The sequence below is a fragment of the Endozoicomonas sp. G2_1 genome (assembly GCF_017744155.1).
Lineage (GTDB): Bacteria > Pseudomonadota > Gammaproteobacteria > Enterobacterales > Alteromonadaceae > JAGHQT01.
The window spans coordinates 97261-108724 of record NZ_JAGHQT010000009.1 but is presented as its reverse complement, the minus strand read 5'-3'; the positions used below and the strand labels follow the sequence as shown (position 1 = coordinate 108724).

The window sequence follows — 11464 nt, the reverse complement described above, 5'->3', positions numbered from 1 at the left end:
ACGGAGTAGCTATGTACGCGGTATTCCAAAGTGGTGGTAAACAGCACCGTGTTACTGAAGGCCAAACTGTTCGCTTAGAAAAGCTTGAACTTGAAGTTGGTGCATCAGTAGATTTTGATAACGTTTTAATGATCGCAAATGGCGATGACATCAATGTAGGCGCGCCTTACATTGCTGGTGGTAAAGTTACGGCTGAGGTTGTTGCTCAAGGCCGTGCTGATAAAGTTAAAATTGTTAAATTTAAACGTCGTAAGCATTCACGCAAGCAAGCGGGCCATCGTCAATGGTTCACTGAAGTGAAGATTACTGGTATTAACGGCTAATTAGGAGCGATTTAAAATGGCACATAAGAAGGCTGCAGGTAGTACACGTAACGGTCGTGATTCAGAAAGCAAACGCCTAGGTGTTAAGCGTTTCGGTGGCGAGTCAGTTTTAGCTGGTAACATCATCGTTCGTCAACGTGGTACTAAATTCCACGCTGGTAACAACATGGGCATCGGTAAAGACCACACATTATTTGCTTTAACTGACGGTAAAGTTCAGTTTGAAGTAAAAGGTCCTAAAAACCGCAAGTTTGTTAGCATCGTTGCTGAATAATTATTAGTAACTGTTTGCAAAAAGCCCCGCAGTTAGCGGGGCTTTTTTTATGGATTAAAAAATATCAAATTATCGTTCTGCCTATTTAGGGGGAATGAGTTTATAATTAGCGCATTAGCACAAGTTTAGGTTAACGATCGCATGAAGTTTGTAGATGAAGCTGAAATAAGAGTAGAAGCTGGTGACGGCGGCAATGGCTGTGTCAGTTTTCGCCGTGAAAAATACGTAGAATTTGGTGGCCCTGATGGTGGCGACGGCGGTGATGGCGGCGACGTTTACTTAATTGCCGACGAAAACCTAAACACCTTGATTGATTATCGCTTTGAGCGTTTTCACAAAGCAAAACGCGGTGATAATGGCCAAAGCCGAAACTGTACGGGTAAAAGTGCTGACGATTTATATTTGAAAGTGCCCGTTGGTACTCGCGCTGTTGATCAAGATACCGGTGAGCAAATTGGTGATTTAACCCAGCACAAGCAAAAGCTAATGGTGGCCAAAGGTGGTTGGCATGGTTTAGGAAATACCCGTTTTAAAAGTAGTACTAATCGCGCTCCTCGCCAAAAAACCAATGGTACTCCGGGTGAAATTCGCAACCTCAAACTCGAATTACTCTTGTTAGCTGATGTTGGCTTACTCGGTTTACCAAACGCCGGTAAGTCGACCTTAATTCGCAGTGTCTCTGCCGCTAAGCCTAAAGTAGCTGATTATCCATTTACTACCTTAGTACCTAACTTAGGGGTTGTCCGCCTTAATGCTCAACGCAGTTTTGTTATTGCGGATATCCCTGGTTTAATTGAAGGAGCAGCTGATGGCGCCGGCTTAGGGGTACAATTTCTTAAGCATTTAGAGCGTTGTCGCGTATTGTTACACCTCGTTGATGTGATGCCAGTCGATCAAACGGATCCGGTTGAAAATGCTAAAACAATTATCGGTGAGTTAGAACAATACTCGCCAGAGTTAGCTGCGAAACCGCGTTGGTTAGTGCTGAATAAATTGGATTTATTACTTGAAGAAGAAGCTCAAGAGCTTACCGACAGAATTGTTAAAGAGCTCGATTGGCAAGGCGAAGTTTACAGTATTTCAGCTTTTAACAAGCTAGGTACCGATGAACTTTGTGGCAATTTGATGAGCTTTATTGAAGAGCTGCCTGCTGAATTGGTACCTGATGCCGAAGAAAAGGCCGTTGAGTTTAAATGGGATACTTATCACGAAGAAACTATTTCTGAGTGGGATGATCTCGATGATGATGATTGGAACGAAGACGACTACGATGTAGAAGTCGAGTATCGCAAGTAACGGCAACTGAGATAGGCAAGAACATGACCATATTATCTATGATAGTTGCCCACGCCAATGGCCGTGTCATTGGTAAAGACAATGATATGCCTTGGCACTTACCTGCTGATTTAGCTTATTTCAAGAAAACAACTCTGGGTAAGCCTGTCGTTATGGGGCGTAAAACCTTTGAGTCGATTGGTCGCCCACTACCCGGGAGGCAAAATATCGTGATCACGCGATCTGATGGTTATTGTCCAGAGGGCGTTGATGTGGTCAATTCGGTTGAGCAGGCACTGGTAGTTGCAGGTGAAGTTGAAGAAGTCATGGTGATAGGCGGCGGCGCTATTTATCAGCATTGTATGCCTGCGGCAGAGCGATTGTATATCACTCATATTGATGCTGATATCGATGGTGACACTCACTTCCCAAAATATGATTTAGCAAATTGGCAAGAGCAGTATTGTGAGCTTTATCAAGCTGACGACAAAAATGCCTACGACTTAAAGTTCTGCCTTTATCAAAAAGCTGAAAACTAATCGATAAGTGTTTAACGCTATATTCGGCAATAAAAAAACCAGCCATTTGGCTGGTTTTTTTATGCTTATTGTTTGGTGATTAAAGCTTAAACTCTTGCACTGATTGCTGCAGTTCCTCTGCAAGTTTCGCTACTTCACCACTTGAACTTGCCGTTTGTTGTGAACCTGCAGTTGTTTGCTCAGCAATAGCAACGATAGACTCAAGGTTTTCGCTAATTTCATGAGCAACGACACTTTGTTCTTCGGCTGCAGTCGCAATTTGCGTACTGCGATCGTAAGCTTCGTGAACCGCGTGAGTAATCGTTTCAAGTGCAGCATTAGCTTGTTCACTCTGTTCGACACAATTTGCTGCTTGCGACTTACCCGTATCCATTACAGTTACTGCTTTTTCTGCACCTGTTTGCAGCACTTCAATCATGTTTTGAATTTCTTGTGTCGACTCTTGCGTACGACTTGCAAGCGTTCTTACTTCATCTGCTACTACGGCAAAGCCTCGGCCTTGTTCACCAGCACGAGCTGCTTCAATAGCGGCGTTTAGTGCAAGCAAGTTAGTTTGCTCGGCAATACCGCGAATTACATCCAAGATACCACCGATTGAAGCGCTGTCTTGTTGTAGCTTGTTAATAACTTGCGAAGCAGATTCAACTTCATTGGCCAGTTGTTCAATAGTTGCTTTGTTGCGTTCTGAAATAGTCTTAACGCGCTCTGCTTCGTCGTCGGCTTGTTTAATTTCACCTAATGCGTCGTTGGCACTAGACAATACACTTTGCGAAGTACTGCTCATTTCAGTGGTTGCTGAAGCTGCTTGTTCAACCTGATTGCGCTGTTCTTCAATCGCTGTTGTGCTCTGCGCGGTCACTGCAGACGTTTGCTCTGCTGCCGCGGCTAACTGAGTTGAACGACTCACAATACCTTGAATTAGGTTGCGCAAGCTGTCGATAAGCAAGTTACAGTTTTTCGCTAGTTGAGCAAACTCGTCTGCACCACTTTCATCAAGTTTATGTGATAAGTCACCAGAGGCAACAATGTTCAGCATTTTGTTCACCCGGTCGAGTGGGCGAGTAATACTAATTAAGGTGACGTATGCGATAGCGACGGCAATAACAATAGAAATAACCATAATAGTTGTGGTAACCGTATTGCCTTGGCTTACTGAACCTTCTACTTGCTCAGCAGCATCGAGGGTTGTTTGGTTGGCAAGTTGTACTTGTTTAGCAAGGGTTAGTTTACCCGCTTCAACATCGGCATTAGCTGCGGCTTGTTTTTCAGTCGCAACACGCATTGCTTCAAGTTGTTGTGCCTTTAGCGCAAATTGACCGCTGTCACCATCAACTAAGTCTCTTAATTTGTTATAGCTGGCGGTTAAATCGTCGTTGATATCGTTGGCATTGTGTTTCGTTAACTCAGATGATACGTCGCCAAGTGAGCGAGTGATGGTATCAAGCGCATTGGTAATTTCACTTTCAATGAGCTGTACTGAACCAGATTCAATTGAATCTCGGTATTCAAATGATGAGCTAACCATAGAGTTGAGTTGAGTTTCAATTTGCTCACCCAAGCTAACCGCGCGCTGCAAGCGCGTATCGGCCAAATCATGGTCAGCTAAATCCAGTAACAGAGTAGCGGCTTCATCGGCAACTTCTTCAATGGTATCGACTTGCTCAGACAATTGGCTCGTCAACTCGATGCTTCTACGGCGATTGTTAAATACGTCATTTACATTGCCGACAAAGCTACTGTGAATTTGATTCACTTTATTGAGGTTACTACTTAGTTGAGGCTCGTCTTTGACTACACTAGAAAGCTTCTTTAAAGCCTTTGAAAACTTGCTATCAAAACGTTCAAATTCTTGTCGGTTAGTCGCTAACGGAGCGAGTTCACTTTGATAGTAAGCGCGTAAAGTCAGGCTACTCATCGCGGCCAGATCTACTGCTAGTTCATTGCTTCCCTTCAATGTCGGAATTGCTAGCTCGTTCTGTTGTAAGGTAGAGCTGTGAATGGTGCTGAGGTTATATAGAGAGATAACACTCGATGCTATTAGCAACAGGGTTATTACGGTAAAACCGCCGAATATCTTCGTTGCAACTTTTAAATTCATAAATTACCGCCAATTTGAAACAGGATTATTGCTTAATATTTGTTTTACATGTGGTTAAACCACCGAGCCATTTATATCAAGATTATTAACGTTCATTATTTATTATTATGGCTTTTATTATTATCGGTTGTGACTAAAAATACTTAATCACAAAGATTCATTATAACAAGCGTATTGGCTTTTTCATCCCTGTTAGCAAATTTTTGCTTGGCTAAATAGCGCTTTGTCATGCCAACGTAGCATAGTTAGATGACCACCCCAAACGCAACCTGTGTCTAGCGCGTATAATGACGCTTTTTTAGTTTCTCCCATTAGTGCAGCCCAATGACCAAAAACCCAAGTATTCGTTTTGATGGCATCGCTTAACTGAAACCACGGTTTTACGTTTTTTGGTGATTGTTTAATAGGCAATTTACACTGAAACTCTAAGCTGCCGTCGAGTAAGCAATAACGCATGCGAGTGAAGCTGTTGATGGTAAAGCGAAAGCGGTCAGTTTTACTTTCTACTTGCTGCCAGTTGTTGGGCTCATTGCCATACATTCTGTTGAGCCACTTTAGCTTGTTTTTTGACGTTAACTTTTTCTCAGTAAAACGCGCTGATTTGACTGCTTGTTTGACACTCCACTGAGGATTAATACCTGCGTGACTGACATAAGCATTTTCATTGTTAATTTGTCTGAGCAAGGGCTGTTGAATTAACCAATCCATTAATTCATCAACATCGTCGGCGGCGAGTAAGTCATCCAGCAAGTCTTGTTTTTTGACCTTTTTAATACCGTAGTAAGTGGCGAGTAGATGCAAGTCGTGATTGCCTAAGACCATTTTACAACTTTCACCAAGCGATTTGAGGTAGCGAATAGTAGCTAATGAGTCAGGTCCTCGTGCGACGATATCGCCAGCTGGCCATAGCTCATCTTTAGTTGGGTCAAAGGCGACTTGTTCGAGTAAAGCTCGAAGCTCTTGGTAGCAGCCCTGAATATCACCGACCAAATAAATAGCCATTACTTTTCTCAGTGTAAAATATTGGGCTGTGCTAGTCGAAAAACATCAATAGGGGCTTTACACGCTTGGCCGTCATCACTTTCAAAGACGTAATGACCCTGCATTGTACCCAATGGTGTTTTAAGTACACAACCACTGGTGTAGGTAAAGCTTTGTCCTGGTGTTAGTCTAGGTTGTTGGCCAACAACGCCGGCACCTTCAACGGTTGAGGTATCACCATTGGCATCGGTAATTAGCCAGCTTCTCGATTTCAGTTGTAAGGCATGCTCACTATTATTAGTAATGGTAATGGTGTAACTGAAGGCGTAGTTGTGCTCTTCAGGATCTGAATGGTTAGCTAAAAATTGACTATCAACGGCAATGTTAACTGAATCTGTGTAGGGCAACTGATAACTCATTACTTTTTGGCTCTGGGCAGTTTGGCTCAAGACTGTTTGACTTATGGCTGCTCTTGGTCATAAACCAGATTAGCTAAATCTATGTATTGTTCAATCGTTAAGTTTTCCGGTCGCAACGTCGGATCTATCGACAATTCAGTTAACTGTTCGACGTCAATTAACTTTTTAAAGCTGTTGCGTATGGTTTTCCGTCGTTGATTAAACGCCGTCACACAAACCTTATTTAAGGTCTCTAAACTCTTAGCTTGTTTAGCAAATGTTTTATGAGGAATTAAACGGACAATGGCTGAGTCGACTTTAGGCGCCGGAGTAAAATGCTCGGGGCCAATTTCCATTACCGGCATCACTTGGCACTGGTACTGAGTCATAATCGACAGTCGACCGTATGCTTTGGTGTTTGGCATCGCTGCCATCCGATCAACTACTTCTTTTTGCAACATAAAGTGCATGTCTTTGACACTTGCCTTAAACGCAAGTAAGTGAAAGATTAGCGGTGTTGAAATATTGTAGGGTAGGTTACCAAAAATTCTCAGTGGTGCGTCTTCACTGGCAACGCTCGCGAAGTCGAACTTCAATGCGTCGATTTCGTGAATGGTTAAGTGCTCAGACAAAAAGGGGTGATGGCGCAAGCGATGAGCGAGATCTCGATCGAGCTCAACAACAGCAAGCTTGCCAGCGCGCTCAACAACTGGTTCGGTTAGGGCGCCTAAACCTGGACCAATTTCGATTAAGTTTTCACCGGGTTCCGGGTTGATCGCGTCAACGATATTACTAATGATGGCTTCGTTGTTGAGAAAGTTTTGACCAAAGCGTTTTTTAGCTTGGTGGCCTAAATGAGAGTTTTTGTTCATGTATTATTTTTTGATAAATCGATTGCGCTATTAATGGCGGCGATAAAACTGCCGCAGTCTGCTTGGCCAGTACCGGCTAAATCGGTCGCAGTGCCGTGGTCAACTGATGTTCTGACAAAAGGCAGCCCCAGCGTAATATTAACCGAAGAACCAAAACCTTTATATTTTAGCACAGGGAGGCCTTGATCGTGGTACATCGCGAGAATAGCATCTGCTTGCTTTAAGTACTTATCTTGAAAAATAGTATCGGCAGGTAAAGGGCCAACAATATTGATACCATCAGCACGCAGAGCTTCGAAGGTCGGGTCAAGTATTTCGATTTCCTCACGACCTAAGTGACCACCTTCTCCGGCATGAGGATTAATGCCACAGGCATAAATGGTAGGGTGTTCAATGCCAAACTTGCTGATCAAATCTTGATGAAGAATACGAGTGACTTTTTGTAAGCGCTCTGGGGTAATCGCTTTAGCGACATAAGCTAATGGAATGTGTGTCGTAACCAGTGCAACGCGCAAACCTTCTGTTGCCAGCATCATGACGACATCGGAACAATTTGCTTGATGGGCGAAGTACTCGGTATGACCGCTAAACGCTAAACCTGATTTATTGATTAAGCCTTTGTGTACAGGGCCTGTGACAACGGCATCGAATTCACCTGAAATATTCTTTTCGCTGGCAATGCGTAGTGTTTCAACAACATAAGGTCCATTGTTGGCATTGAGCTCACCGGCAATACAAGGTTCTGCCGTTTCTACCGGCAAAATGGTGAGGGTTTGCGCCGCCTGTGGTTGACAAGGTTTGTTGGCGTCGTAGTCAATTAGCGTTAATGGCAGGCCCAACTGCTTTGCTCGTTCGAGCAACATATCAGGGCAGCAAATAACAACAAGCTCAACAGGCCAAGCCTGTTGAGCAATTGATATCGCAAGGTCCGGGCCGATACCCGCGGGTTCGCCCGGTGTAATGGCAATCCGTTTAACCATTAGTTTTCGCCTTGTTCAATAATTTCAATATACGCTTCGTCGCGTTTTTCTTTCATCCAACGCACATTTTCAACGTTAAACTTACGGTTATACAGCAATTGATAGGCTCTGTTTTCGTTCATCTGTGCCGTTGCGTCCAATGTTCTTCTACCAGTCAATTGTACTAAATGCCAGCCAAACGATGAACGGAATGGTTCGTGATATTCATCAACTTTTAAGCGCGCAAGGGCATCTTTAAACGCTGGGTCGTATGAGTTTGGATCTGCCCAGCCTAAATCACCACCTCTTACGGAGGTTGGTCCTTCTGAGTGCTCTTTAGCAAGCTCGGCAAAGTCCGCTTCGCCAGCTTTTACTTGGGCGAGAAAATCTTTAAGAATGCTTTCTGCTTTGCTCTCGCTAACGATAATTGAAGGCTTGATCAATATGTGACGAGACTTAACTTCTTCAACTTCCATTACCTCACGGCCGCGAATATCGAGTACTTTGATGATACTGAAACCAAGGCCGGTGCGAATTGGACCAAAAACTGCTCCCTTGTCTTGACCATCAACAACTTCAGAGAATAAGGTTGGCATTTCATTAACTGTTTGCCAACCCATATCACCACCGCTAAGGGCATCGCCGGCACCTGATGACGCAATTGCTATTTTAGTAAAGTCTGAACCGTTGTTTAAAAGTTCTAGTACTTTGTCTGCGCGATCTTTAGCACTGTTAATATCAGCTTGAGTGGGCTCACTTGGAAATTCAATAAGGATGTGACCTAAGTTGTATTCAATATTGGTATTCGATTGCTCTTTCATGGCATCGAGCAAGTTGGCAATTTCTTGCTCTGAGATGTAAATACGGCGGCGAATATTGGCGCGACGCACTTCACCGGAAATTAATTCGTTGCGAATATTTTCTCGATAACGCTCGTAATCAATACCGTCATTTACCATGCTATCGCGCAGTTGTTCCAACGATAGGTTGTTTTCTCTGGCCATATTAGACAAGGTGTCGTCGAGTTGAGCATCGCTCACTTGCACGCCCATACGCTCGCCTAGTTGCAGCACAATGCTGTCGTTGATCAGCTTGTCGATGACTTGTGTGCGCAAGGCTCGGTCAGACGGTAAACTTTGATTGTTTCTCTGGGCATTTGCTTTAATGTTTTCTAAAAGAGCTTGCACTTCAGACTCGAGCACAACACCTGAGTCGACTATAGCGGCAACGCGGTCGATTTGTTCAGGCTTTGCTTGCACAGACAAGTTAAACATTAAGCTCAGTGCTAATGAACCTGTAACTAAGTAAGTTTTAAATAACTTTTTCATGTAAAAATATTCTTTGACTAATTGTTTAGAAAATACGGACGCTTGTAACCAAAAATACTGGCGTTGAGCATGTCTTCGGTACTTAGCGAAGTTTGTTTACCTGTTAACCCTTTAAAAACAAACTGTAACACGAAACCACTGTTAAATTGTTCGCGGTTATCGTTGAAGTTGTTCGGTAGCCCCAAATTAGAATTGATGTGTCTGTGATAGGCAAACCTAACCGCCCAACAGCAACTTTCATATTGAAAGCCAGCATAGCTTTCTAAGCTGCGTTTGTCTCGCAAGTCTTGCGTTATGCGGCCGACAAAACGCCAATCTTTATTCAGAGTCAGCTGACTTAACAGCGATATTTGTTCAAGGTTAACACCTGAGACATCATTATTATACCTATGGTTCAATTGCAGGCTGTCATTTTTGTTAAAGTGATAGTCTAAGCTAAATTGACTTTGGCTGGTTGAGTCTTCTTCGGTGTTGTACTGAATATCGGCGCTAACCTGCCATTGCTGGTTAATTCTAAAGTAGGTTTCAGCAGCTAATGCTGAGCTGTCGATATTTAAGCCTTGTTGCTGATTAATGCGCTCATTACTGTTGTTGAAATAATTGATTTTACCGACGCTAAAGCGAAATACCTCTTCGTTACTCGGATCGAGAATTCGGCTGGTGACACCCCAAGAAACTTGGTTTGCTTGAATAACCCGATCGAGGCCACTAACTCGGCGATCTCTAAACAGTCCGTCGTAATTATCCTGCAAAATATTGGTGTCGTAGATGCCAATATTGGTTTGGTCCCGCTCGGGGATGTAAAGGTACTGTAGCTGAGGCTCTAACGTTTGCGTGTAGCCTGCCAGTTTAGGGTGGCTCAAGGCTCGGTCAAAGTTAACGCCACCATGGATACGCAATTTCGGAAGTGTTCGGCTAACATGTTCTTCTAAATTGCTATTATTTTGGCTCTGTTCTTGTTCAAAGTATGTCTGTAATACCTTTAACTCGGAATTTAAAAACCATGCAGGTGTGTTAAATGGCAAGTTGAATCCCGCTTCAACGTGATAGCGTTGAGCGTCTTGTTGGTCAGCATCTTTACCGACAAAATTACTGAGTTCAGAATAAACATCGAAGCTCGCATTGCTAAACCCTAATGGTGTTTGGCTGCTAAATGCCAATTGTGGCAAGGTTTTATAGCTTGCGGTGCTACTGCCCAAAATATCAAAATCTTGTAGTTTGGCTGTCACTTGCCAGGTATCGGCAAAGTAAGCTAATTCACCAACTTGATACAAGTAGGCGTCATTGGCGTTGTAGTGTTGGCTACCAATATCAATTAAATAGTTGTCGTCACTGATGGTTGTGTAATCAATATGGGCACGAAAGCGTTCTGAAAAGGTCCCTGTGTGTTGAAAACGTGCCAAATATCTAGGATCGTTGTCGTTAACTAATTCATCGTCTTTGTGCAGATACTCTAGATCGATAATACCGCTTTGTTGCTCGTGTAAGTACCTAAACTCAGTTAATAGTTGAAGGCCGCGCTTTGACATATATCTTGGTGTGATAGTTGCGTCGTAATTGGGCGCAATATTCCAATAATACGGTGTCTCAATAGTTAAGCCTGAATTTTGGCTTGAACTAATACTCGGGTACAAAAAGCCAGATTTACGTGCTTCAGTTACAGGAAATGTAAAGTAGGGTAAGTAAAATACCGGTACGTCAAAAATTTCTAATCTAGCGTTATAGGCTTTGCCGACATTGTCTTTGGCTGAAATGCTAATTTCGCTCGCGCTAATTTGCCAGTCAGGGGTGTCGCCGTAACAGGTAGTAAAACTTGAATCGACCAAAACAACCGTGCCGTCGAGCTTTATTTTCAACGCAGCCGCGCTGCCATGACCGGGGTTGTTGGCCAGTTGGTAAGAAGAGTTAATCAATTCCGTTTGTGCGGCTTGCTCACTTGCTGATAAACGGTCGGCAAAAACATTAATACTGTCGCTTTGAAAGTGAATATCTCCTTCGGCCGTTATCGTGCTTTGTTCGCGATCAAAATTTAGTCGTTGAGCTTTAATGCGTTGGTCACTTTTTACTAGCGTTACATCACCATTAAATTCGGCAAATTTATCTTGGCGCATATTAACGGTTGTCGAGTTGATCACAATGTCATTATCGTCAACGTCAAGATTCGCACCTTCGATGGTGGCGTATTGAGGAATAGGACAACTTTTAACGACGGGAATTTGCGCAGCTGCAGTGGTGATTTTATCGTCTTTATTCACTGACTGAGGTTGTACTTGGGCGGATACATGCGGTGATAAACAGCTAACGGCAATTAGCCATGGAAATTTGCGGGTAATGAACATCTAATATCCGATAAAGTCAGTGATTTTTATTTTTATCAATAAATTTGCCTGGAAACGTGATTATAATATCTTAATTTT

11 protein-coding genes are annotated in these 11464 nt (G+C 43.2%); 4 read left to right on the top strand and 7 right to left on the bottom strand.

Going from position 1 to position 11464, the window contains the following annotated elements; translation table 11 throughout:
• Positions 1-11: 11 nt before the first annotated feature.
• The 4 genes from rplU (at position 12) to folA (ending at position 2411) form a co-directional block, all read left to right on the top strand.
• Positions 12-323 (top strand): 50S ribosomal protein L21, encoded by a 312-nt coding sequence (gene rplU, locus J7384_RS12140; RefSeq protein ID WP_209114379.1) that lies wholly within the window; start codon positions 12-14, stop codon positions 321-323.
• 16 nt (positions 324-339) lie between these two features.
• Positions 340-597 carry a 50S ribosomal protein L27 gene (gene rpmA / locus J7384_RS12135; RefSeq protein ID WP_209114377.1) on the top strand — a complete coding sequence of 86 codons (258 nt, stop codon included), beginning with the start codon at positions 340-342 and terminating at the stop codon, positions 595-597.
• 141 nt (positions 598-738) lie between these two features.
• Complete coding sequence (gene cgtA, locus J7384_RS12130) at positions 739-1893, top strand: Obg family GTPase CgtA (protein ID WP_209114375.1); 1155 nt, start codon at positions 739-741, stop codon at positions 1891-1893.
• 23 nt (positions 1894-1916) lie between these two features.
• A complete protein-coding gene (gene folA, locus J7384_RS12125; RefSeq protein WP_209114373.1) occupies positions 1917-2411 on the top strand; it encodes a type 3 dihydrofolate reductase in 495 nt (164 codons plus the stop codon).
• Positions 2412-2490: 79 nt separating this feature from the next.
• On the opposite strand, the gene J7384_RS12120 is transcribed toward folA, so the two are convergent.
• The 7 genes from J7384_RS12120 to lptD all read right to left on the bottom strand — a co-directional run bounded on the left by J7384_RS12120 (position 2491) and on the right by lptD (position 11386).
• Positions 2491-4509 carry a methyl-accepting chemotaxis protein gene (locus tag J7384_RS12120; protein ID WP_209114371.1) on the bottom strand — a complete coding sequence of 673 codons (2019 nt, stop codon included), beginning with the start codon at positions 4507-4509 and terminating at the stop codon, positions 2491-2493.
• Positions 4510-4701: 192 nt separating this feature from the next.
• Positions 4702-5511 (bottom strand): symmetrical bis(5'-nucleosyl)-tetraphosphatase, encoded by an 810-nt coding sequence (locus J7384_RS12115; RefSeq protein ID WP_209114369.1) that lies wholly within the window; start codon positions 5509-5511, stop codon positions 4702-4704.
• An 8-nt stretch (positions 5512-5519) separates the two neighbouring features.
• Complete coding sequence (gene apaG / locus J7384_RS12110) at positions 5520-5939, bottom strand: Co2+/Mg2+ efflux protein ApaG (protein WP_247741771.1); 420 nt, start codon at positions 5937-5939, stop codon at positions 5520-5522.
• An 11-nt stretch (positions 5940-5950) separates the two neighbouring features.
• Entirely contained in the window at positions 5951-6760 is an 810-nt protein-coding gene (rsmA, locus tag J7384_RS12105) for a 16S rRNA (adenine(1518)-N(6)/adenine(1519)-N(6))-dimethyltransferase RsmA (RefSeq protein ID WP_209114367.1), read from the bottom strand.
• Positions 6757-7740: a 4-hydroxythreonine-4-phosphate dehydrogenase PdxA gene (gene pdxA, locus J7384_RS12100; RefSeq protein WP_209114365.1), complete on the bottom strand. Its 984-nt coding sequence runs from the start codon at positions 7738-7740 to the stop codon at positions 6757-6759. Before pdxA ends, rsmA begins: the two co-directional genes overlap by 4 nt.
• Positions 7740-9047 (bottom strand): peptidylprolyl isomerase SurA, encoded by a 1308-nt coding sequence (surA, locus tag J7384_RS12095; protein ID WP_209114363.1) that lies wholly within the window; start codon positions 9045-9047, stop codon positions 7740-7742. Before surA ends, pdxA begins: the two co-directional genes overlap by 1 nt.
• Positions 9048-9064: 17 nt before the next feature.
• Complete coding sequence (gene lptD / locus J7384_RS12090; protein ID WP_209114361.1) at positions 9065-11386, bottom strand: LPS assembly protein LptD; 2322 nt, start codon at positions 11384-11386, stop codon at positions 9065-9067.
• Positions 11387-11464 lie beyond the last annotated feature (78 nt).